The following is a 22,474-nucleotide window of genomic DNA, read 5'->3' on the forward strand; positions in this document are numbered from 1 at the left end:
TGGCGACCCGCTTCGCCCGGCACCGCCGCGCTCGCGATCGCCACTACCCCACCCGCTCACCGCGCCGCGCACTGCGCACCTTGCTGCGCCGCTCTTCGATGATGGTGCCGAAGTTTTGCAACAACAGCGGCGCCCGCGTCACCAGGTGCTCGATGTGTTCCCGGTCGATCTCCAGCGCGGTCACCTCTTCCAGCGCGTAGGCGCTGGCCAGGTTCGGTTGCCGGGTCAGCGCCGTGAGCCCCAGGAACGACCCCTCGAGCAGCGTGCTGATCGGCACCAGGGATCCGTCGTCGGCGGTCGCGGTCAGCTGCACGCGCCCAGAGACCAGGAACGTCATGGTGGTGGGCACCTGGCCGGCGTACTCCACCACCTCGTCGGCGCCGTAGCGGACGATCCGCGCCGCCGAGCGTAGCGTTCGCTGCTCCTCGGCTCCGATCCGCAACGCCGGCGCCACCACCGTGTGCAACGCGTGCTCCACCCGTTCGACGGTGGAGAAGTCGTCGTCGGCGTCGTCGAGGTGCAATTCCTCCCGGCGGGCCGCATACCAGGCCCAGCGCAGGAACGTGGCCTTGGCGGCGCCTGCGTCCGCGGGTGAGTTTAGGCCGATGCTCGTGCGGTACTCGCCCGCGCCCACCGGCACCGTGCGCGGCACGGTGCCGGCCATGAGCTGCGGCAACCCCTGCGCGATCCGCGACAGCAGCGCACACACCCGGTCCGGCGGGTCGACGCTGGAGAAAATCGTCGTCACCGCCAGCTTGTGTGCGCCGGGCGGGCGGCTGAGATTCGTGAACGCGGTGCTGGCGAGCATCGAGTTCGGCATGACCCGAATGCCGCTGCCGGTGTCGATGTGTACGGCGCGCCAATTCACCTCGACCACGCGTCCACGGGCGGTGCCGGTGTCCAGCCATTCATCGAGACGGAAGGGCTGTTCGAACAACACGAACAGGCCGGACACGATCTGGCCGACGGAGTTCTGCAGCATCAGACCGATGACGACGGACGTGACGCCCAGCGCGGTGAAGATGCCGCCGATGCGCACACCCCAGATGTAGGACGACATCACCGCCAGGCCGACACCGATCACCGCGAACCGGGCGCAGTCCAGAAAGATGGTGGGTAGCCTTTTGCGCCAACTCTTTTCGGGTGCACCTTCAAACATCGCCGCGTTGAGACCAGAGAGCACGAGCACCAGCACCAGCAGGCCGAACAGCGTGGTCAGGACGCGCACCGGAACGTTGCCGGCCGAAACCTGCGAGGCCTGGACCAGCAGGAGCAACAGCGCACCGAGCGGCAGCAGGTAATTGCGCAGCAGGCCGACCTGTCGGGCCAGCGGGCTGTTCCGGCGCAGCAGTGCGTCGTGCAGCTCAGTGAGAGTGATCAACCCGAGCGGCAGTCCGACCGCGATTCCGATCGCCCAGTAGAACCATGTCGAGTTGAAGAGGTTCATCAGCGCTCCAGCAATCGGTAGATGGCCTGATCGGCGCCGCCGACCGAGATGGTGCCGGCGGGCGTGAACTGCCGAACGTCCCGCAGCGCCTCGTACACCTGCGAACTGACGTACACGCCCGGTTGCGGTGCGCCACTGTGCATTTGATACGCCAGGCTGACCGCGCCGCCCCACATGTCATACACCAGGCTGGAGCGGCCGACCAGCCCGCTCACCACGTTGCCCGTGTTCACGCCAACCCGCAGACCCAGCTGATGGGAGGCCTGGCTGTTGAATCGGTCGATGATGCGGCCGATCTCCAGGGCGAAGTCGACGGCGCGGTGAATGCTGTCCAGCCGGGGGGTGACCATCCCGCAACTGGCCAGATAGCCGTTGTGGAACGTGCGAATCCGTTCCACGCCAAGGGCTTCGGCAGCCGAATCGAATTGCCGGAACAGATCGTCGACGGTGCCGACCAATTCGTCTTCCGGCACGTTGCTGGAAAACTCGTCAAGGCCGACGATGTCGGCATAGACGATGGCGACGTTCTGATGTTTCTGGGCGATGGTCTCCTCGCCCTCGCGGTAGCGTTGCAGCACCGATTCGGGCATCAACGCCAGAAGCAAGCGGTCGTTTTCCCGGCGTTGCTCGTTGAGCAGCTCTTCCTTGATCGCCAGGTTGCGGCTCATCTCGTTGAACGCCGCTGTCAGATCACCGATTTCGTCGCGCCGTCGGACCGGGATGTTCATCTCGTAGTCACCCGAGCTGATCTTTCGGGTGCCCTCTTCGAGACGCCGGACTGGCCGCACCGCGGCCTGCGCGACGAACAGCGAGGCCACACAGATGGCGAAGATCATTGCGGCGACCGCGACCACCAGCGTCTTGCTGAACCTGCCCAGGCGGGCGAACGCGTCGGAGTTGTCGCGTGTCGCCAGGATCGACCAGTGCAGGTCGGAATTGGGGATGCTCAGGGGGGCATAGGCTTCCAGCTCCCTGTTGCCCAGGTAATCGGTGGCGCTGACCACGCCGATCTCCCCGCGTTGGGCGGCGCGCAGCCCGGCGGTGTCGACCGGCTGCACCAGGGTGGTGGTGCCCAGCCGGATCGCGCGGTCCACCACGTCGGGCGGCGTGCCCGCATCGATCGCCGAGCGGCGGTACGCCTTCGGGTCCTCGATGAAATCTCGTGAATCGGAACGCATCAGGTCGTCGGGGCCGGCCAGATACGTCTCGGTCGCCGGTCCCATCCCGGCGGCGTCCCAGTGCTTGTCGGCGGTCATGATCTTGTTGATCTTCGCGACCGGCACCGGCAGCGCCATCACGCCTTCGAACTTGCCGTTCATGCCGATCGGTGACACCACCCACGCGGTGGGCGTATCGAGTGCCGGCTGGTACTGCTGGAAGTCGGTGATCCAGACGAAGTCGAGGTCGTTGGACGCCAAAGCTTTCTGGTATGCGTCCCGCAGCTTCGATTCGCGATAGGGGCCGGTCAGGATGTTGGTCCCGAGATCGGGGCCCTTCTGCACGCTGTAGACGACGTTGCCCTGCATGTCCAACAGCAGCGCATCCCGATAGTCGAACCGGGTGACGATGCCACGCATGTAGAAGTCGAAGCGCGCGTTGGCCGCCGACCAGGCGCTGCCGTCGCCGGCGTCCTGGACGGGCAGCGCGTCGGGGTTGGCCCGAGGCGCGGCGGTGTAATTCGCCTGAACGTACTTCTGCGCGTTGGAACTTGGCAGGACGGCCCTGATGTCGATGGTGTCCCCGGTGATTTGCTTGATCGGTTTGATCATGTCGTTGTCGTAGTAGTTGACCAGCGACTGCTGTTGGACGGGCGAGATCGTGGCATTGGCCAACTGGCCGAAGCCCGCGGCCAGGGTTGTTAGCGCCTCGTTGACGCTGAAGCCTCCGCTGTAGACGACCAGCGAATTCGACACCTCGCGGAACAGCGCCTGCACCGCGCGTTTTTGGGACTCGCGCATCTCGATCAGGCGTTCGGACTCGACCTGGCGCAGCGCGTTGCGCCCGGACACCGCCCCGATGGCGCCGATCACCGCCACGCCCAGGATGCTCGACAGCAGCATGGTGACCAGGATCTTGGACTGGATGCCGAACCGGAATCGGGCCAGGGCAGGCCGGCGCAGGCGCTTGGTCGCCGGTTGGACCGGCTCGGGATCGATATGGGGTTCAGCGTCCGTCAGCTCGCTCGTGGTCAACGCTCGCCCCTTTTCTTGGGATCCAGCACCCTTAACGCAGCAGAATATCGTGCGGACATCGAGTTATTCGGCGTTTGCCGTGACGCGATTCGGCGGCGAAAGTGCCGGTGCCCCTGGTGTGCTGTGCCATCCCGTCGCGACTAACGTCGGCGCCATGGCTGGGGTTTGTGTAGTGGGCAGCGTGAATCTCGATCTGTCGTTGGGTGTCGACGCTCTTCCGCGGCCTGGCGAAACGGTTTTGGCGTCGTCGTTGACTCAGGCCCCCGGCGGCAAGGGCGGCAACCAGGCGGTGGCAGCGGCGCGCGCGGGCGCGCAGGTGCAGTTCGTCGGGGCGGTGGGCGATGACGCGGCCGCCGAACAATTGCGCGCGCACCTCGAGGCCAACGGTGTCGGGCTCGACGGCGCCGTCGAAATTCCCGGTCCCAGCGGCACGGCCATCGTGGTGGTCGACGCGAACGCCGAGAACACCATCGTGGTCGCGCCGGGCGCCAACGGTCGTTTCACGCTGACCGACGACCGTGCGCGCGCGGTCGTCGCACGTTGCGATGTGATGTTGACCCAGCTGGAGATTCCGGTGGACACGGCTGTCGCGGCGGCGCAACACGCGCGTTCGGCGGGGGCGATCGTCGTGGTGAATGCTTCGCCTGCCGGCCAGGACCCCCAGTCGTTGGGCGAATTGGCGGCCGCGGCGGACGTGGTGATCACCAACGAAGACGAAGCCGAGGAATGGCCTTGGCGTCCAGATCATTTTGTGATCACGCTGGGCGCGCAGGGCGCCCGCTACGTCGGTGCGGACGGCGAGTACACCGTGCCGGCCCCGGCAGTGGATCCGGTGGACACCACCGGGGCCGGCGACGTGTTCGCCGGCGTGCTGGCCGCGAATTGGCCGTCCAATCCGGGCTCGTCGGATCGACGGCGGCTCGCGTTGCAGCGTGCCTGCGCAGCCGGCGCGCTGGCGACGTTGGTCACCGGCGCCGGTGATTGCGCACCCGACTCCAGGGCGATCGACAAGGCGCTGCGGGACGCGTCCTGACCTGCGGTTGGCAGCGTTTGGCAGCGCCTGGCGTCGATCTGGCAGTGGTTCGCGAGCAGCGTCGGTGGTGATCGCAATCGCCATCGAGAAAGGAACATCATGTCCGCAACCACGATTGACCGCACGGGTACCCGGGACGGCTTGCTTCGCCTTGCCATGCGGGCCGACGCCGCCATCAGCGGGCTGGTCGGCCTGGCCGGTATGCCGTTCGCCGGCTGGCTCGCCGACATCTCGGGCACCACGAAGGCGTTCGAATACGGCATGGGCGCGTTCTTGATCGCCTATGGCGTGGTCGTGTTCGGGCTGGCCACCCTGCCGTCGGTGCGGCGCGCCGGCATGGCCGTCATCATCGCGAACGTGGCGTACACGGTGGCCGCAATCGTGCTGGTGCTCGCCGACGTCTTCCCGTTGACGTCGACCGGCGTGGTGTTGAACCTGGCGGCCGGCGTGTACACGCTGGTGTTCGCCGAACTGCAGTACCAGGGCTGGCGCCGCGCCAAGGCCTGAGTCCGAATGCTCGGGGCCCGCTCGGTGCTGCCGGGCGGGCCCACGAGTGCGCGGGGCGGGCTACTCCTCGGGGACCTCGCGTTCGATCTCGTCGAGCCAGATGCGCGCCGACATGTCGGACGGCGCACGCCAATCCCCCCGCGGCGACAGCGAACCACCATGCGACACCTTGGGGCCATTGGGCAGGGCCGAACGCTTGAACTGGCTGAACGAGTAGAACCGCTGCACGAAAACCTGCAGCCAGTGCCGAATTTCCTTCAGCGAATACGACGGCCGTTTGTCCTGGGGGAAGCCGGGCGGCCAGATGCCGTGCTCGGGATCGCTCCACGCATGCCAGGCCAGGAACGCGATCTTCGACGGCCGGAATCCGTAGCGCAGCACGTGGAACAGCGAAAAGTCTTGCAGCGCAAACGGGCCCACTTTCGCCTCGCTGCTCTGCAGCTCCTCCTCCTCGCCGCTTGGAACCAGCTCCGGGGTGATCTCGGTGTCGAGCACCGACTGCAATACCTTGCTGACCTCCGGCTCGAACTGTTCGGACGAGATCACCCAGCGGATCAGGTGCTGGACCAGCGTTTTGGGCACGCCGCCGTTGACGTTGTAGTGCGACATCTGGTCGCCGACACCGTATGTCGACCAGCCCAGCCCGAGCTCGGACAGGTCGCCGGTGCCCAGCACGATGCCGCCGCGCTGGTTGGCCAGCCGGAACAGGTAGTCGGTGCGCAAACCGGCTTGGACGTTTTCGAAGGTGACGTCGTACACCTTCTCGCCGCGGGCGAACGGGTGGTCCAACTCCTTGAGCATCAGCGCCGCGGTCTCGCGGATGTCGATCTCGGAGAACGTGACACCCAGCGTGCGGCACAGCTCGGCCGCGTTGCGTTTGGTGTGGTCCCCGGTCGCAAAGCCGGGCAGCGTGAACGCCAGGATGTCACTGCGCGGCCGTTGTTCGCGATCCATCGCGCGGGCGGCGACGATCAGGGCGTGCGTCGAGTCCAGTCCGCCGGAGATCCCGATGATGATTTTCGGGAAATCCAGTGCGCGCAGCCGCTGTTCGAGACCGGCGACCTGGATGTTGTAGCCCTCGAAGCAATCCTGTTCCAGCCGTTCTGGATCGGCGGGAACGAAGGGAAAGCGCTCGATCTCGCGGCGCAGTCCGATGTCGCCGCCCGGTGGGTCCAGCCGGAACCCGATGCGCCGGTAGGTGTCCGTCGTCGTCCGGTGGTGGCGCCGGTTGTCGTCGAAGGTGCCCATCCGGAGCCGTTCCGAACGGAGCAATTCGATGTCGACGTCGGCGATGCTGAGCCGCTCGCCTTTGGGGAATCGCTCGGACTGGGCCAGCATCACGCCGTTCTCGAACACCATGGTCTGACCGTCCCAGGCCAGGTCGGTCGTCGATTCGCCTGCCCCGGCAGCCGAATACACGTAGGCGGCCAGGCAACGTGACGAGGCCGAACGGGCCAGCAGGCAGCGGTCCTCGGCGCGGCCGATGGTGATCGGACTGCCGGACAGGTTCGCCAGCACCGTGGCACCCGCCAGCGCGGCCTCCGCGCTGGGCGGGATCGGCACGAACATGTCCTCGCAAATTTCGACGTGCAGCACCAAGCCGGGGACGTCGAAAGCCTCGAAGAGCAGGTCGGGACCGAAAGGCACCTCGGCGCCGGCGACGCGGATGGTACCGCGCTCGTCGTCTCCGGGCGCGATCTGGCGACCTTCGTAGAACTCCCGATAGGTGGGCAGGTAGGACTTCGGCGCCACCCCGAGCACTGCGCCGCGATGGATGACCACGGCGGTGTTGTAGATCCGGTGCCGATGACGCAGCGGGGCCCCGACGACCAGGACCGGCAGCAATTCGGCCGAGGCCGCGACGATCTCCGCGACGGCCTTATCGACATCGTCGAGCAGCAAGTCCTGCAGCACGATGTCTTCGATGGAATACCCGGACAGCGTCAGCTCGGGGAAGACGGCCAGCGCGACGGCATCGTCGTGGCACTCCCTGGCCATCCGCAGGACCGATTCGGCGTTCGCGGCCGGGTCACCGATGACGGTGTGGTGCGTGCATGCTGCGACGCGGGCAAAGCCCTGGCTGTAAGCGTTGTAAAAGTCCATCGCCCTTCCATTGTCGTCCCATGCGTGTCAACCGTCAGCCGCCGGGTATCCCCGACGTCATGAGTGACACCGCTGTCTTAGTGGTCGACATGATCAACACGTATCAGCATCCCGACGCTGAAAATCTAGTACCCAATGTCGAGAAGATCATCGAGCCTTTGACCGATTTGGTCCGGCGGGCGCGTGAGCGCGACGACGTCGACCTGGTGTACGTCAACGATAACTATGGCGATTTTACCGCGCAGTTCTCCGACATCGTCCGTTCCGCGTGCGACGGGGCCCGGCCTGACCTAGTGAAGCCGATCCTGCCGGCCGATGAGTGCCGCGTGATGACCAAGGTGCGGCACAGCGCCTTCTATGCGACGGCGCTGGCGTATCTGCTCAACCGGCTGGAAACCAAGCGGCTGATCATCACCGGTCAGGTCACCGAGCAATGCATCCTCTACACAGCACTGGATGCCTACGTGCGGCACTTCCCCGTGGTGATCCCGACCGATGCCGTCGCACATATCGACGCCGACCTGGGCGAGGCAGCGTGCCAGATGATGAAGCAGAATATGTCCGCCGAGCTTACGATCGCGGCGGACTGCCTGGGCTGAATCTCCTACTCTTGATGAGGTGACCGTCGGCTGCGCAGAATCGCCTGAACTGGTCACGCTGCTGGCCGGTCGCCGGATCGCGGTGCTGACGGGCGCGGGCATTTCCACCGATTCGGGCATTCCCGACTACCGCGGCCCCGACTCACCGCCGAGCAATCCCATGACGATCCGCCAGTTCACCGGCGACGCGGCGTTTCGGCAGCGGTATTGGGCGCGTAACCACGTCGGTTGGCGGCATATGCACGAGACGCTGCCTAACGCCGGCCACCGGGCACTCGCCGCGCTCGAGGACGCCTCGGTGGTCACCGGCGTCATCACCCAGAACGTCGACCTACTGCACACCAAGGCCGGCAGCCGCCACGTCATCAACCTGCACGGCACCTACGCGCGGGTGATCTGCTTGGACTGCGGATCCACCATGACGCGTGCCGCATTGGGCGAGCGGCTGGAGGCGCTCAACCCCGGCTTCATCGAGCGCGCCGAAGCGATCGGTGGACTGGCGGTGGCTCCCGACGCCGACGCGGTCGTCGCCGATACCGCGTCGTTCCGCTACCTGGATTGCGAGCGCTGCGGCGGGATGCTCAAGCCGGACATCGTCTATTTCGGCGAAAGTGTTTCCAAAGACGTCGTGGCGGAAGCGTATACGTGGGTCGAGCGGGCCGACGCGCTGCTGGTCGCGGGCTCGTCGCTGACCGTGTTCTCCGGCTACCGGTTTGTGCGGCACGCCGCCGCGCTGGGCATCCCGGTGGGGATCGTCAACCGTGGCGGTACCCGCGGCGACGACCTGGCCACCGTCAAGGTCGATGGCGGCTGCTCGGAGTTGCTGGCCCTGCTTGGCGACGAGTTAGCGCCCCTGCCAACGCATTAGAAGGTGCACGGCATGCTGCGGATGGCGTGCACGAAGTTGCCCGCCAGGTAGGCGGGCTCACCCGCCCGGATGTCTGGCAGCTGACGGAACAGCTCGCCGAAGATGGCCCGCAGCTGCGCGCGGGCCACATGCGCACCAAGGCAGAAGTGCAGGCCGCCACCGCCGAAGCCGACGTGCGGATTGGGGTCGCGGCTCAGGTTCAGGCGTTCCGGGTGGTCGAAGGCTTCGGTGTCCCAGTTGCCGGACGGATAGAACATGACCACCTTCTCGCCCGCCAGGATGGGCTGACCGCCCAGCTCGATATCCGTTGCGGCCGTGCGGCGGAAGGTCATGACCGGCGTCGCCCAGCGAATGAACTCCTCGATGGCGGTGCCGATGCGATTGTCGAAATCCTCGAGCAGCCAAGCCTTCTGGTCGGGGAAATCGGTGAGGGCGCGCAACGTGTGGCTGATGGTCTGCCTGGTGGTGTCGTTGCCCGCAACGGAGAGCAGGACGAAGAACGCCGCCACCTCCGCGTCTTCCAGACGGTCGCCGTCCACCTCGGCGGTGACCAGGCTGCTGATCAGGTCTTCGCCGGGGTGCTCGCGACGTTCCGTGGCCAGGGTGCCGACGACCTGGTGCAGATACAGCTGGTTTTCCACCAGGACTTCCATCGCCGGGCGCCCGTCGAGGAATTCCGGGTCGGCCCAGGAGACCAGGGCGTCGGTGGCGTGCGCCATGCGCTCGCGCTCGGACTCCGGGATTCCCATCATGTCCGACAAGGTGCGGATGGGCAGTTCTTTGGCGCAGTGGTCGACGAAATCCGCACCGCTACCGGCGGCCCGCAGTTCGTCGACGATGGCCTTGGCGTTGGCCTTGATCGAGTCCTCGATGCGGCGGACCTGCCGGGGGCTGAGCGCGGCGTGAGCGAGCTTGCGCAGCTTGGTGTGTCGCGGCGGGTCCATCGCGAGGAATGACTGCGATGCCTCGAGCAGCTCCACCGGAATGCTCTCGAACATCACGCCCTGGCCGGACAGGAAGACGTCGTTGTTGCGGCTGACCGCGACGATGTCGGAACGCCGGGTGACCGCCCAGAAGCCCGGGTCGGTCGGATCGGGCATCAGCGAGTCTTCGACGGGCGGATGCCAGCTCACCGGGCGCTGGGCGCGCAGCACGGCGAAGGAGCGTTCCCGATCCGCCGCGGTGGTGGACCAGAACGCCCGCGAGGACAGATCGATCTCGTCGTAGGCACGACCGGACTTGTCGGTCCCAGACTTACCCGTCAGCACGGCCATGGTGGTGATCCTCCGTCTCGTATGACCCCGGTCACAGACTCCTTGCGACGATATGCCTAGACAGCATGTCTAGTCAATATGTCGATTACTGCGCTATGCTCGGCGCATGCCGTCGCTCACCCGCAAGCCGCAGGGCAACCGCAGCCTGGGGCGTGAGCAGCGACGCGAGCAAATGGAGCGCCGCCTGCTGGACGCCACCGAACGGCTGATGCGCGAGGGTGCAAGCTTCACCGAACTGAGCGTGGATCGGCTCTCCGGCGAGGCCGGCATTTCCCGGGCCAGCTTCTACATCTACTTCGAGGACAAGGGCCACCTGCTGCGCCGGCTCGCGGGCCAGGTGTTCGGCGATCTGACCGACGGCGCGCGAAGTTGGTGGAGCGTGGCCGGGCGGCATGACCCGGACGATGTGCGCACGGCGATGAGCCGCATCATCGCCACCTATCGGCGGCATCAGGCGGTGCTGGTCGCGCTCAACGAGATGGCCGCCTACGACCCGCCGACGGCGCAAACGTATCGCGAACTGCTGACCGGCATCTCCGAGCAGCTCACCCACGTCATCGAGGCCGGACAGGCCGACGGCTCGATCCGCCCCGAGCTGGCCCCGCTGACCACCGCCAGCGCGCTGACCTGGATGGTCGAGCGGGCCTGCCAGCAGAACCTGCCGGCCAAGCCGCCGGACTATGATGCCGAGCTGGCCGCAACCCTGGCCGAAATTGTTTGGGGCGCACTGTATCTCAAGCCCACCTCGGAGCGCTGACCGCCCCGTGCACACCGCGCCGACGCGCTTCTACACCGCCACCAGGTCATCGGCGTGCACCGCGGGCCGGCGCAACTCGCCCGGCAGCTCGGAGGTTGAGCGGCCCATCATGGTGGTCAGTTCGGTCGCGTCGTAGGCGACCACGCCACGGGCCACCATCACCGCGTCCGGGTCGCGCAATTCGACGACGTCGCCGGCGTAGAACCGCCCGGCCACCGCGGTGATTCCGGCGGGCAGCAGCGAGCGACGCTGTCGCACCACCGCGCGCACCGCACCCTCGTCCAGGGTCAACTCGCCGGCCACCTCGGCGGCGTAGCGCACCCAGAACCGCCGCGCCGACATTCGTACCGGACGCGCGGCGAACACCGTGCCGACCGAGGCGTCGGTGAGCGCGGTCGCGGCGTCGGCCGCGGCGGCCAGTAGCACCGGCACACCGGCGTCCGCGGCCAGCAGCGCCGACGACATCTTCGAGGTCATCCCGCCCGTACCCAAATGGCTTCCGGGCCCGGCGATTACACCGATCAGATCCGCCGAATCCGACACCTCCGAGATGAATCTGGCGCCGTCGGTCTTTCGCGGATCCGAGTCGTAGAGCCCATCGATGTCGGACAGCAACACCAACGCCTCCGCGCCGACCAGGTGGGCCACCAGCGCCGAGAGCCGGTCGTTGTCGCCGAACCGAATCTCGTTGGTGGCCACGGTGTCGTTCTCGTTGACGATCGCCACCGCGTGCAGCGCGCGCAGCCGATCCAGCGTGCGCTGGGCGTTGGTGTGCTGGGCCCGCATCGAGATGTCGTGCGCGCTCAGCAGGACCTGCCCGACCGTGCGGCCATAGCGGGCGAACGCGGCGCTCCACGAATTCACCAGCGCGACCTGACCGACGCTGGCCGCGGCCTGCTTCGTCGCCAAATCCCTGGGACGACGGGACAATCCGAGCGGCTCGATGCCTGCGGCGATGGCACCCGACGACACGATGATCACGTCGGTACCCGCCTTCATCCGCGCCTCGATCGCGTCGACGAGTCCGGCCAGCCGGCCGGCGTCGAACACTCCCGCCGGTGTGGTCAGCGCGTTGGTCCCCACCTTGACGACCAGGCTGCGCGCAGTGCGGATGACTTCGCGGTGGGCGCTCACGACTCCTCACCGTGTTCGCGCCGCTGGCGCCGCGCGGCCTTGCGTTCGGCGGCGCCGATGCGCTCGGTGCGCTCCAACCGCGCGTCGGTTCCGCGTCCAGACAGCGAAACCTGTTGTCCCGCAGGCGTTTGCGGCTCCCAATCGAAGGTCATGTCCCCGATGGTCACTTCGCAGCCCGGCCGCGCGCCCAACCGCAGCAATTCCTCTTCGACACCGAGGCGCGCCAGCCGGTCGGCGAGGTATCCGACGGCCTCGTCGTTGTCGAAATTGGTCTGGCGGATCCACCGCTCGGGGCGCGCGCCGCTGACCACGAAGGCACCCGGCTGCCGGGGATCGGGCTCGACGCTGAAACCGCTTTCGTCGACGGGAACCGGACGGATCACCGGACGGCGCGGCACGATCTCCGGCTGGGCGGCCTGGTACTCCGAGATCATTTTCCACAGCCCGAAGATCAACGGCTGCAGACCTTCTCGCGCGACCGTCGACACCAGGAACACCGGCCAGCCGCGCTCGGCGATCTCGTCATGGACGAATTCGGCGAGCTCGCGCGCCTCGGGCACGTCGATCTTGTTGAGCACCACCGCGCGGGGCCGCTCGGCCAGATCACCCAACGTCGCATCCCCTTGCAGGGTGGGCGTATACGCGGCGAGTTCGGCCTCCAGTGCGTCGATGTCGGAGATGGGGTCACGGCCGGGTTCCGCGGTGGCGCAGTCGACGACGTGCACCAGCACGGCGCATCGCTCGATGTGCCGGAGGAAGTCCAGCCCCAGGCCGCGGCCCTCGGACGCGCCCGGGATCAGGCCGGGCACGTCGGCGACGGTGAAGGTGTGCTCCCCCGCCGACACCACGCCGAGGTTGGGAACCAGCGTCGTGAACGGGTAGTCGGCGATCTTGGGCTTGGCCGCCGAGATCGTCGACACCAGCGACGATTTGCCGGCCGAGGGAAAACCGATCAACCCGGCGTCGGCGACGGTCTTGAGTTCCAGGGTCAGGTCACGGGTCTGGCCCTGCTCGCCCAGCAGCGCGAAACCGGGAGCCTTGCGCGCCCGCGACGCGAGGGCGGCGTTGCCCAGCCCACCGCGTCCGCCCGCGGCGGCTTCAAAGCGGGTGCCCGCGCCGACCAGGTCCGCCAGCAGCCGACCGTTCTCGTCGAGGACGACGGTGCCGTCGGGTACCTTGACCTCCAGGTCGGCGCCGGCGGCGCCGTCCCGGTTGTTGCCCATTCCCTGCTTGCCCGAGGGGGCGGTGACGTGCGGATGGAAATGAAAGTCGAGCAGGGTGTGCACCTGCGGATCGACGACGAAGACAATGCTGCCGCCACGTCCGCCGTTGCCGCCGTCGGGGCCGCCGAGCGGCTTGAACTTCTCGCGATGGACGGAGGCGCAGCCGTTACCCCCGGCACCGGCGCGCGCATGGATGACGACGCGGTCGACGAACCGAGGCATCGTGGGTCCTCTCACTTACCACCGGGCGCCGAGATCACCGGGCCGAGCCCGGAAACACGGGTCAGTCGGTGGCTTGTCCGGCCGCCACAATGTTGACGGTTTTGCGGCCGCGCTTGATGCCGAACTCGACGGCGCCGGCCTCCTTGGCGAACAGCGTGTCGTCCCCGCCGCGCCCAACACCCACGCCCGGGTGGAACTTGGTGCCGCGCTGCCGAACGATGATCTCGCCCGCCTTGACGACCTGGCCGCCGAATCGCTTCACGCCCAGCCGCTGCGCGGCGGAATCGCGACCGTTGCGCGAGCTGGAAGCGCCCTTCTTGTGTGCCATGTGTTGTCGCCTTCGCTACTTGATTCCGGTGACCTTCAGGACCGTCAGCTGCTGACGGTGCCCCTGACGCTTGTGGTAGCCGGTCTTGTTCCTGAACTTGTGGATACGGATCTTGGGGCCTTTGGTGTGCTCGAGCACCTCGCCGGTCACCGCGACCTTGGCCAGCGCGGCCGCGTCGGTGGTCACCTTGGCGCCGTCCACCACCAGGGCAACCGGCAGCGACACATTCGAGCCGGGCTCGGATTCGAGCTTCTCGACCTTGACCACGTCCCCGACGGCGACCTTGTACTGCTTGCCGCCCGTCTTCACGATTGCGTAGGTCGCCATCGTTGCTCTGCTCCTTCTGCTAGCCGCTGCTCCGCGCGTCACGCGCGAACCAGCCGCGGTGCGCGTGGTGGGTCTGGGTTGCGGGCCTGCGCCGATTCCCCGGGAGTCCCGCTGCCGCCGGCCAAAGTTTTCCTCGCCCGGCCGTACGACAACTGTCCAAGGGTACGTGACCAGCGGCTACAGGGTCAAACCGGACGCGACCGGCGCCTTCGGCGTCAGCCGGGTCAGTCCGCGTGGATCGGCGGTCCGGCCGGCCTGCCCGCAGCGCGTCGGCGCCTGGGGCGCCCCGAGCCGGCCTGGTCGGCCCCGGCGGAGGCCTGCCCGGCGTCGGTGTCGTCCGAATCGTCGTCCTCGGTGTCCAGCTCGTCGTCGTCGAGCTCGAGGTCCTCGTCATCGTCGCCGAGGTCCTCTTCGTCGTCGATGTCGTCGTCATCGTCGTCGAGGTCGTCGTCGTCCGAGTCCTCGTCGTCGTCCGAGTCCTCGTCGTCGTCGGAGTCCTCGTCGTCGGAGTCTTCGTCGTCGGTGTCGTCGAAGTCCTCTTGGTCGGTGTCCGTCACGTCGCCGGCGCGCCCCGCCTCCTCCTGGTCGAGCCCGTCGGTGGTCTCTTCGGTGGTCTCATCGGACTCGTCGTCCTCGGACTGCGTGGAGGTGCCGGCAGCCATCGCCTTGAACATCGGGTGCTCACCGGGAGCGTGGCTGGGCACCTTGGCCACCACCTGCTCTTCGGCCTTGTTCTTCTTGCGCCTGCCCCGGCGGCCACCCCCACCGGAATCGGACTTGCGCCCGTTGGACGGGGCCGAATCCACCGGATCGGTGTGCAGCAGGATGCCGCGCCCGGCACAGTTCGGGCACGAGGTCGAGAAGGCTTCGATGAGACCGGTGCCCAACCGCTTGCGGGTCAGCTGGACCAAACCGAGAGACGTCACCTCGGAGACCTGATGGCGGGTGCGGTCGCGGGCCAGCGCCTCCGTCAGCCGCCGGAGCACCAGATCGCGGTTGGACTCCAGCACCATGTCGATGAAGTCGATGACCACGATGCCGCCGATGTCGCGCAGCCGCAGCTGGCGCACGATCTCCTCGGCCGCCTCAAGGTTGTTCTTGGTGACCGTCTGCTCGAGGTTGCCCCCGGACCCGGTGAACTTGCCGGTGTTGACGTCGACCACGGTCATGGCCTCGGTCCGGTCGATCACCAGCGTGCCGCCCGACGGCAGCCACACCTTGCGCTCCATCGCCTTGGCCAGCTGCTCGTCGATGCGGTGCACCGCGAACACGTCCGGCCCGGCCTGACCTTCCGGCCCGGCGGGCGCCTCGTACTTGGTCAGCTTCGAAATCAGATCGGGGGCAACGGAATTCACGTAGTCGTTGATCGTGGTCCAGGCCTCGTCACCGGAGACGATGAGGCCGGCGAAATCCTCGTTGAACAGGTCGCGGATCACCTTGACCAGCACGTCGGGCTCTTCGTAGAGGGCCACCGCGGCGCCGGCGGCCTTCTCCTTGATCTCGATGGCCTTGGTCTCGATCTGTTTCCAGCGCTCCTGCAGGCGGGTGACGTCGCCGCGGATGTCGTCTTCCTTGACGCCCTCGGACGCGGTCCGAATGATCACCCCGGCGTCGGACGGCACCACTTCACGCAGGATCTCTTTGAGCCGCTGGCGCTCGGTGTCGGGCAGCTTGCGGCTGATCCCGGTCGACGACGCCCCCGGCACGTAGACCAGGTAACGGCCCGCCAGCGACACCTGCGTGGTGAGCCGCGCGCCCTTGTGCCCGACCGGGTCCTTGCTGACCTGGACGACGACGTAGTCGCCGGGCTTGAGCGCTTGCTCGATCTTGCGGTCGGAGCCGCCGAGTCCGGCGGCTTCCCAGTTGACCTCGCCGGCGTAGAGCACACCGTTGCGGCCGCGGCCGATGTCGACGAACGCCGCCTCCATCGACGGCAGCACGTTCTGCACGATGCCCAGGTAGATGTTGCCCACCAGGGAGGCCGACGCGGCCGACGTGACGAAGTGCTCGACGACGATGCCGTCCTCGAGCACCGCGATCTGGGTATAGCGCGACCCCTGATGCGGCTGCTCGGTGCGGACCCGGTCGCGCACGACCATCATCCGCTCGACGGCCTCGCGGCGGGCCAGGAATTCGGCCTCGGTCAGCACCGGGGGCCGGCGGCGCCCGGCGTCGCGGCCGTCCCGGCGACGCTGCCGCTTGGCCTCCAGCCGGGTGGAGCCGTTGATGCCCTTGATCTCGTTGTTCGAGCCGCCGGAGTCATCTCCGCCGCCCTTGCCGCTGCGGGGCGGCCGCTCGTGCACCACCGTATTGGGCGGGTCGTCCGGCGACGACCCCTCGTCGTTGTCGTCGCCCGATCCGGATTTGCGCCGCCGGCGCCGGCGGCGGCGGCGGTTGCCGCCGTCTGCCGAACCGTCATCGCCGTTGTCGGAATCATCGGAGTCGTCGGAATCGTCGGAATCTTGGCCGTCGGAGTCCTCGGAGTCGGCCTGACCACCCTTCTTGCCCCGCGGTGGCCCCTCGTCGTCGTCACCGTCGTCGCCCTGGCCGTCGGATCCGCCCTGCTCACCGCGCCCGCGGCCACGTCCGCGACGGCCGCGACGGCGCCGCCGGTTCGACGGCCGGTCGGACTGCTCGTCGTCGTCGCCGTCGGAATCGTCGTCATCGGCGCTGTCGTCGGTGCCGGTGTCCTCCTCGCGGGCATCGATCGGCTGGGGCGCGACGAACAGCGGCATGTAATGCGGACGCTCGGCGGCGTCGTTCGGGGTCTCGAGCAGCAGCCGGGATTCGGGTTCGTCGCCCTCGGCGCCGCCGGCCGCCGGTGCGCTGTCCGCGTCCTCCGCGCCCGCCGGGGGCTGCGCGGCCGCCAGCAGGTCGCGCACCCGGACCGCGTCGTCGCGGTCGACGGTGGAATGTGCGCTGCGGATTCGGCCGTCCAGCTCGCTCAGTGCGTCCAGCACCCGCTTGCTGGTGGTTCCCAGCGTTCGGGCCAGCGAATGAACTCTTAAGCGGTCCGGCAGTTCCTCGGGCCGAGTCGATTCTTTTGATTGGTCTGCAGTCGGTGCACCGTCTACCACGTATTCTCCTCAAGCCCCCGGGCGCGTCGTTGCGACGCGGCCACGCGAGGGCTTCGCTATGGGCCCGGGCCGTTTCTCCCGGGCTTGTAATGGTCTCGCCCCGAGCGACCCAGGATTAGGACCCACTCGGCGCCGTGCTGAATGACGGCCTGACATGCAGCGAACCAAGGCGACGGGGCTATGGTCGCGCTTGTCTAAGTCTTCATTCGGGTGTCTGACGCCGGTCCGGCGACGTTCACCCGAGACCAGTATCCCACATCACGTCACCTGCCCAGCCAAACCCGATGCAGCCCGCTTCAGCAAAGTCACCCGCGGCCGCGTCGCCGCAGCTCTAAGCGTTGGGAAACCAGAGCGCGATTTCACGCTTCGCGGACTCGACCGAATCCGACCCGTGCACCAGATTGAACTGGGTTTCCAGCCCGAAATCGCCGCGGATCGTGCCGGGGATCGCCTTCTCCACCGGGTCGGTACCGCCCGCGAGCTGCCGAAACGCCGCGATCGCCCGCGGCCCCTCCACGATGGCCGCCACCACCGGTCCCGAGGTGATGAACTCCAGCAGCGACTCGAAAAAGGGCTTGCCGTCGTGTTCCGCATAGTGCTTGGCGGCGAGGTCACGGCCGACGGGCCGCAGCTCCAGCGCGGCGATGGAAAGGCCCTTGCGCTCGATGCGGCCGATGATCTCCCCCACCAGCTGCCGCTGCACGCCGTCGGGCTTGATCAGTACCAATGTCCGTTCGGTCACGGCGGACAGCGTACATAACCAGGCGGCGCCGGGTCGGGCGACGGCGGCCGGGCCCCGCTCACGTGGTTATCTCCGCCCGGCTGACGGTCTACCCCTGCCTGCGCCGGACCTCGGCGCGGAAATACGCGATCAGGCCCCACAGCCCGGTGAATAGCACGCCGATGAACCCCACCCCCGGGTAGACCGCGAAGCCGGCGAGCAGGATCACCTGCACGCCGAGGTTGGCCCAGATCGCCCAGGGTTTGCGCTGCACCCCGGCCATCAGGATCAGCAGCACCGCCAACCCGATCAGGTACACCAGCGACACCGTCGTCAGGCCGCCGCCGACCTCGCCCACCACCGGGATCGCCAGCAACACCACGATCGCTTCCAGAAACAGCGTCAGGGCCATCACCGCGCCGAAGCTGCGCCACGGGTCGGCCGGCGGCGCCGGGGCCCGCTCCTCGGGGTTCTCAGGCACGTCCGTCATTGCGGATCACGACCGAACAGGGTCCGCGCCGCCCCGGCGGTCACCACCGACCCGGTGATGACGATGCCGGTGCCGGAGAAGGTGTCGGCCGGTCCGTCCACCGTGGCGTCATCGACCAGCGCGGTCGCGACGTCGATGGCGTCGCGCAGGTTCTCGGCGGTGCTCACCCGGTCGGGCCCGAACCGCTCGCGCGCCGCCAGCGCCAGCGACTCGACGTCGAGCGCCCGCGGGGATCCGTTGTGGGTCACCACGACAGCGTCGAACACCGGCTGCAGGGCGGCCAGGATGCCGTCGACGTCCTTGTCCGCGAGCACACTGAGCACCCCGACGAGATAGCGGAAGTCGAATTCGCCGGCCAGAGTCTGCGCCAGCGCGGCGGCACCGGCCGGATTGTGCGCGGCGTCGAGGAACACGGTGGGGGCGCTGCGCATCCGCTCCAGCCGGCCGGGGCTGGCAACGGCGGCGAAGCCGGCGCGCACCGCGTCGACGTCGAGCTGACGCTGCGCACCGGCACCGAAGAACGCCTCGACGGCGGCGAGGGCCAGTACGGCGTTGTGCGCCTGGTGTTCGCCGTGCAGCGGCAGGTAGACGTCGGAATACACCCCACCCAAGCCCTGCAGCTGCAACACCTGCCCGCCGATCGCGACCTGACGGCCCAGCACGGCGAACTCGGAGTCCTCGCGGGCCACCGCGGCGTCGGCTTGCACGGTCCGCGTCAACAGCACCTCCATCGCCTCGGGGGCCTGACGCCCGATGACCGCGACGGTATCGGGTGCACCCTCGGGCGCCCGGGTGATGATGCCGGCCTTCTCCCCCGCGATGGCCGCGAGATCGTCGCCCAGGTATTCGACGTGGTCGATGGAGATCGGGGTGATGACCGCGACCGGCGCGTTGATCACGTTGGTGGCGTCCCAGCGTCCCCCCATGCCCACCTCGACCACGGCGACGTCGACGGGGGCGTCGGCGAACGCGGCGAACGCCATGGCGGTCAGCACCTCGAACTTGCTCATCGCGGGTCCGCCGTCGGCCTGCGATTGCGCGTCGACGATCTGCACGAACGGCTCGATCTCGCGGTAGGTCGCCACGTATTGCGCCGGGCTGATCGGCTTGGAGTCGATCGAGATGCGTTCCACGGCCGACTGCAGGTGCGGGCTGGTGGTACGCCCGGTGCGTCGGTGCAACGCGGTGATCAGCGCGTCGATCATCCGTGCCACCGAGGTCTTGCCGTTGGTGCCCGCGACATGGATCGACGGGTAGGCCAATTGCGGCGAGCCCAGCAGGTCCATCAGCGCGCTGATCCGGGTCAGGCTCGGCTCGATCTTGGTCTCCGGCCAGCGCTGGTCCAGCAGGTGCTCAACCTGCAACAGCGACGCGATCTCGTCCGGGGTGGGCGCCGGGTCGGGGATCTCGGCGGGACCCTCTTCCTGTGGCCAGTCGGGATCCTGCGGCCAGTCGGGCGGCTCGGTCATCGAACCCTCACTGCAGCCCGGCTAGCCGCGCGTTGATCCGCTCGGTTTCCTCCTGGGCCAGGCGCTGACGATCGCGGATCTTGTCGACGACGTTTTGCGGGGCCTTGCCCAGGAATTCGTCGTTGGCCAATTTGGCAGTGGTCGATGCCAGCTCCTTGTGCGCCGCGGCCAGATCCTTTTCCAGCCGGCGACGTTCGGCGGCGACGTCGATGGTGCCCGACGTGTCGAGCTCGACGACGACGGTACCGCCGCTGAGCCGCACCTCCACCGATGCCGACGGTCGAAACTCCGGGCCGGCGGCGGTGAGCCACGCCAGCGACGTCACCGCGCTCACCTGGGTGCTCAGATCGGATTCGTCGACACCGGTCATCCGAGCCGGCACCTTCTGCCGGTCCGCCAGGCCCTGGTCGCTGCGGAACCGGCGCACCTCGGTCACCAGCTTCTGCATATCGGTAATCCGTTGTGCGGAAACCTGATCCAGGGTGATTCCGGATGACTGCGGCCACTCGGCGATCACCAGCGACTCTTGGGCCTCGTCGCCGGTCAGCGCCTGCCACAGGGCCTCGGTGATGAAGGGGATCACCGGGTGCAGCAACCGCAGCAAGGTGTCCAGCGTCGCAGCCAGCACGGCCGTGGTGTGCGTGATGCCTTCGGCCAGTTGCGTCTTGGCCAATTCGACGTACCAGTCACAGAATTCGTCCCACGCGAAGTGGTAGAGCGCCTCACAGGCGCGACTGAACTCGTAGCTGTCGAACGCCGAATCAACCTCCGCACGAACCTCTTCCAGTCGTCCGAGGATCCATCGGTCAGCGTCGGTGAGCTCGGCCGCCGCGGGCAGCGGGGCCAGCTTCGCGCCGTTGAGCAGCGCATAACGGGTGGCGTTGAACAGCTTGGTGCAGAAGTTGCGCGACGCGCGGACGTGATCCTCGCCGACCGCCAGGTCGCCGCCGGGGCTGGCGCCGCGGGCCAGGGTGAACCGCAGCGCGTCGGCACCGAACGCGTCAACCCAGTCCAGCGGATCGATGACGTTTCCCTTGGACTTGCTCATCTTGCGGCCGGACTCGTCGCGGATCAGCCCGTGCAGGAAGACATCGGTGAACGGCACCTGCGGGCCGCGGCGGCCGTCCAGGGTGATGGCCTCGTCGTCACCGACGAAGGTGCCGAACATCATCATCCTGGCCACCCAGAAAAACAGGATGTCATAACCGGTGACCAGAACGCTTGTGGGATAAAACTTTTCGAGCTCCGGCGTCCGGTCGGGCCAGCCCAGCGTAGAGAACGGCCACAGCCCCGAGGAGAACCAGGTGTCCAGCACGTCGGGGTCCTGCTCCCAGCCCTCCGGCGGGGTCTCGTCCGGACCGACGCAGCGCTGTTCACCGTTGGGGCCATACCAGATCGGGATCCGGTGGCCCCACCACAGCTGCCGCGAGATCGTCCAGTCGCGCATGTCGTCGACCCAGGCGAACCAGCGCGGCTCCAGGCTCGCGGGGTGAATCACGGTGTCGCCGTTGCGCACCGCGTCGCCCGCCGCCTTTGCCAGCGACTCGACCCGGACAAACCACTGCAGCGACAGCCGCGGCTCGATCGGTTCGCCGCTACGCTCTGAGTGTCCGACGCTGTGCAGGTACGGGCGCTTCTCCGCGACGACGCGGCCCTGGGCCGCCAGCGCCTCGCGCACCGCAACGCGGGCCTCGAAGCGGTCCATGCCGTCGAATTGCGTTGCCGTGTCGACGATCCGGCCCTTGGTATCCAGGATCGAGATCATCGGCAAGTTGTGCCGCAGCCCGATCTCGAAGTCATTGGGGTCGTGTGCCGGGGTGACTTTGACCGCGCCCGTGCCGAATTCGGGGTCGACGTGCTCGTCGGCGACGATGACGAGCTGCCGATCCACGAAGGGGTGCGCAAGGGTGGTGCCGACCAGGTCGCGGTAGCGCTCGTCGTCGGGGTGCACGGCAATCGCGGTGTCGCCCAGCATCGTCTCCACCCGGGTGGTGGCGACCACGATGTGCGGCTGCGAGTCGTCCAGGGAGCCGTACCGGAACGACACCAGCTCGCCCTCGACGTCGAGGTAGTCGACCTCGATGTCGGAGATCGCGGTCTGCAGCACCGGCGACCAGTTCACCAGCCGCTCGGCGCGGTAGATCAGCCCGGCGTCGTAGAGCCGCTTGAAGATCGTGCGCACGGCGCGGGACAGGCCCTCGTCCATGGTGAAGCGGTCGCGGCTCCAGTCCACGCCGTCGCCGAGCCGGCGCATCTGGCCGCCGATGGCGCCGCCGGACTCCCGCTTCCAATCCCAGACCTTTTCGACGAACAGCTCTCGGCCGAAGTCCTCTTTGGTCTTGCCGTCGACCGCGAGCTGCTTTTCCACCACGCTCTGGGTCGCGATGCCGGCGTGGTCCATGCCCGGCTGCCACAGCACCTCGAAACCCTGCATCCGCTTGCGCCGGGTCAGGGCGTCCATCATGGTGTGTTCGAGCGCGTGGCCCATGTGCAGGCTGCCGGTCACGTTCGGCGGCGGCAGCACAATCGAATACCCGGGCTTGGCGCTGCCGGGGTCGGCGGTGAAGTAGCCCGCGTCCAGCCACTTCTGGTAGATCGCGCTTTCGGCTGCAGCGGGATCCCACGACTTGGGCAGGTCGGTGGCGGGGCTGCGGCTGGCGGTCACCCGTCAATTCTAGGGAGCGGTGTTTACCTTCATGTAAG

17 protein-coding genes and 1 pseudogene are annotated in these 22,474 nt (G+C 67.8%); 5 read left to right on the top strand and 13 right to left on the bottom strand.

Features of this window, described 5'->3' with window-relative positions; translation table 11 throughout:
* Nucleotides 1-43: 43 nt before the first annotated feature.
* A complete protein-coding gene (locus tag ACZYVJ_RS06210; RefSeq protein ID WP_463830218.1) occupies nucleotides 44-1,447 on the bottom strand; it encodes a mechanosensitive ion channel domain-containing protein in 1,404 nt (467 codons plus the stop codon).
* Nucleotides 1,447-3,639 carry an adenylate/guanylate cyclase domain-containing protein gene (locus tag ACZYVJ_RS06215; RefSeq protein ID WP_463830219.1) on the bottom strand — a complete coding sequence of 731 codons (2,193 nt, stop codon included), beginning with the start codon at nucleotides 3,637-3,639 and terminating at the stop codon, nucleotides 1,447-1,449. Before ACZYVJ_RS06215 ends, ACZYVJ_RS06210 begins: the two co-directional genes overlap by 1 nt.
* Before the next feature lie 154 nt (nucleotides 3,640-3,793).
* Between ACZYVJ_RS06215 and ACZYVJ_RS06220 the strand changes: the two genes are divergently transcribed.
* A complete protein-coding gene (locus tag ACZYVJ_RS06220) occupies nucleotides 3,794-4,672 on the top strand; it encodes a ribokinase (RefSeq protein ID WP_463830220.1) in 879 nt (292 codons plus the stop codon).
* 99 nt (nucleotides 4,673-4,771) lie between these two features.
* Nucleotides 4,772-5,179, top strand: coding sequence for a hypothetical protein (locus ACZYVJ_RS06225; protein WP_463830221.1), 408 nt, complete (start codon nucleotides 4,772-4,774; stop codon nucleotides 5,177-5,179).
* 60 nt (nucleotides 5,180-5,239) lie between these two features.
* Here ACZYVJ_RS06225 and ACZYVJ_RS06230 read toward each other — a convergent pair whose 3' ends face one another.
* Nucleotides 5,240-7,282, bottom strand: a complete 2,043-nt coding sequence (locus ACZYVJ_RS06230; RefSeq protein ID WP_463830222.1) for an NAD(+) synthase — start codon at nucleotides 7,280-7,282, stop codon at nucleotides 5,240-5,242.
* A 59-nt stretch (nucleotides 7,283-7,341) separates the two neighbouring features.
* Between ACZYVJ_RS06230 and ACZYVJ_RS06235 the strand changes: the two genes are divergently transcribed.
* Both ACZYVJ_RS06235 and ACZYVJ_RS06240 read left to right on the top strand, forming a co-directional pair.
* Nucleotides 7,342-7,881, top strand: a complete 540-nt coding sequence (locus ACZYVJ_RS06235; protein ID WP_463832867.1) for a cysteine hydrolase family protein — start codon at nucleotides 7,342-7,344, stop codon at nucleotides 7,879-7,881.
* Nucleotides 7,882-7,963: 82 nt separating this feature from the next.
* Nucleotides 7,964-8,569 (top strand): annotated as a pseudogene (locus ACZYVJ_RS06240) (Sir2 family NAD-dependent protein deacetylase); the annotation flags it as partial.
* A 176-nt stretch (nucleotides 8,570-8,745) separates the two neighbouring features.
* Here the strand turns inward: ACZYVJ_RS06240 and ACZYVJ_RS06245 are convergent.
* A complete protein-coding gene (locus tag ACZYVJ_RS06245) occupies nucleotides 8,746-10,023 on the bottom strand; it encodes a cytochrome P450 (RefSeq protein WP_463830223.1) in 1,278 nt (425 codons plus the stop codon).
* Between the two features lie 106 nt (nucleotides 10,024-10,129).
* On the opposite strand from ACZYVJ_RS06245, the gene ACZYVJ_RS06250 reads away from it, so the two are divergent.
* Nucleotides 10,130-10,780: a TetR/AcrR family transcriptional regulator gene (locus ACZYVJ_RS06250; protein ID WP_463830224.1), complete on the top strand. Its 651-nt coding sequence runs from the start codon at nucleotides 10,130-10,132 to the stop codon at nucleotides 10,778-10,780.
* Nucleotides 10,781-10,810: 30 nt separating this feature from the next.
* Here ACZYVJ_RS06250 and proB read toward each other — a convergent pair whose 3' ends face one another.
* The 9 genes from proB to ACZYVJ_RS06295 all read right to left on the bottom strand — a co-directional run bounded on the left by proB (nucleotide 10,811) and on the right by ACZYVJ_RS06295 (nucleotide 22,436).
* Complete coding sequence (gene proB, locus ACZYVJ_RS06255; protein ID WP_463830225.1) at nucleotides 10,811-11,914, bottom strand: glutamate 5-kinase; 1,104 nt, start codon at nucleotides 11,912-11,914, stop codon at nucleotides 10,811-10,813.
* The gene (gene obgE, locus ACZYVJ_RS06260) at nucleotides 11,911-13,359 is read right to left on the bottom strand and encodes a GTPase ObgE (RefSeq protein WP_463830226.1); all 1,449 of its coding nucleotides are present in this window, start codon (nucleotides 13,357-13,359) and stop codon (nucleotides 11,911-11,913) included. Before obgE ends, proB begins: the two co-directional genes overlap by 4 nt.
* 61 nt (nucleotides 13,360-13,420) lie before the next feature.
* On the bottom strand, nucleotides 13,421-13,687 hold the full coding sequence (gene rpmA / locus ACZYVJ_RS06265) for a 50S ribosomal protein L27 (RefSeq protein ID WP_008255217.1): 267 nt from the start codon (nucleotides 13,685-13,687) through the stop codon (nucleotides 13,421-13,423).
* A 15-nt stretch (nucleotides 13,688-13,702) separates the two neighbouring features.
* Complete coding sequence (gene rplU, locus ACZYVJ_RS06270; protein WP_007769829.1) at nucleotides 13,703-14,014, bottom strand: 50S ribosomal protein L21; 312 nt, start codon at nucleotides 14,012-14,014, stop codon at nucleotides 13,703-13,705.
* 224 nt (nucleotides 14,015-14,238) lie between these two features.
* On the bottom strand, nucleotides 14,239-17,091 hold the full coding sequence (gene rne, locus ACZYVJ_RS06275) for a ribonuclease E (protein ID WP_463830227.1): 2,853 nt from the start codon (nucleotides 17,089-17,091) through the stop codon (nucleotides 14,239-14,241).
* A 331-nt stretch (nucleotides 17,092-17,422) separates the two neighbouring features.
* Nucleotides 17,423-17,833 (bottom strand): nucleoside-diphosphate kinase, encoded by a 411-nt coding sequence (gene ndk, locus ACZYVJ_RS06280; RefSeq protein ID WP_463830228.1) that lies wholly within the window; start codon nucleotides 17,831-17,833, stop codon nucleotides 17,423-17,425.
* Nucleotides 17,834-17,921: 88 nt separating this feature from the next.
* Nucleotides 17,922-18,302, bottom strand: a complete 381-nt coding sequence (locus ACZYVJ_RS06285) for a DUF4233 domain-containing protein (protein ID WP_463830229.1) — start codon at nucleotides 18,300-18,302, stop codon at nucleotides 17,922-17,924.
* Complete coding sequence (folC, locus tag ACZYVJ_RS06290; protein WP_463830230.1) at nucleotides 18,299-19,771, bottom strand: bifunctional tetrahydrofolate synthase/dihydrofolate synthase; 1,473 nt, start codon at nucleotides 19,769-19,771, stop codon at nucleotides 18,299-18,301. Before folC ends, ACZYVJ_RS06285 begins: the two co-directional genes overlap by 4 nt.
* 7 nt (nucleotides 19,772-19,778) lie before the next feature.
* Complete coding sequence (locus ACZYVJ_RS06295; RefSeq protein WP_463830231.1) at nucleotides 19,779-22,436, bottom strand: valine--tRNA ligase; 2,658 nt, start codon at nucleotides 22,434-22,436, stop codon at nucleotides 19,779-19,781.
* Nucleotides 22,437-22,474: the final 38 nt, after the last annotated feature.

It is taken from the genome of Mycobacterium sp. IDUB_3, assembly GCF_055419585.1.

Excerpts from the sequence above, each read along its gene's own strand:
- folC (WP_463830230.1), bottom strand. The coding sequence starts at position 19,771 with ATGACCGAGCCGCCCGACTGGCCGCAGGATCCCGACTGGCCACAGGAA.
- ACZYVJ_RS06210 (WP_463830218.1), bottom strand. The coding sequence starts at position 1,447 with ATGAACCTCTTCAACTCGACATGGTTCTACTGGGCGATCGGAATCGCG.
- ACZYVJ_RS06225 (WP_463830221.1), top strand. The coding sequence starts at position 4,772 with ATGTCCGCAACCACGATTGACCGCACGGGTACCCGGGACGGCTTGCTT.
- ACZYVJ_RS06230 (WP_463830222.1), bottom strand. The coding sequence starts at position 7,282 with ATGGACTTTTACAACGCTTACAGCCAGGGCTTTGCCCGCGTCGCAGCA.
- rpmA (WP_008255217.1), bottom strand. The coding sequence starts at position 13,687 with ATGGCACACAAGAAGGGCGCTTCCAGCTCGCGCAACGGTCGCGATTCC.
- ACZYVJ_RS06235 (WP_463832867.1), top strand. The coding sequence starts at position 7,342 with ATGAGTGACACCGCTGTCTTAGTGGTCGACATGATCAACACGTATCAG.
- obgE (WP_463830226.1), bottom strand. The coding sequence starts at position 13,359 with ATGCCTCGGTTCGTCGACCGCGTCGTCATCCATGCGCGCGCCGGTGCC.
- ACZYVJ_RS06250 (WP_463830224.1), top strand. The coding sequence starts at position 10,130 with ATGCCGTCGCTCACCCGCAAGCCGCAGGGCAACCGCAGCCTGGGGCGT.
- rplU (WP_007769829.1), bottom strand. The coding sequence starts at position 14,014 with ATGGCGACCTACGCAATCGTGAAGACGGGCGGCAAGCAGTACAAGGTC.
- ACZYVJ_RS06245 (WP_463830223.1), bottom strand. The coding sequence starts at position 10,023 with ATGGCCGTGCTGACGGGTAAGTCTGGGACCGACAAGTCCGGTCGTGCC.
- ACZYVJ_RS06220 (WP_463830220.1), top strand. The coding sequence starts at position 3,794 with ATGGCTGGGGTTTGTGTAGTGGGCAGCGTGAATCTCGATCTGTCGTTG.
- ACZYVJ_RS06285 (WP_463830229.1), bottom strand. The coding sequence starts at position 18,302 with ATGACGGACGTGCCTGAGAACCCCGAGGAGCGGGCCCCGGCGCCGCCG.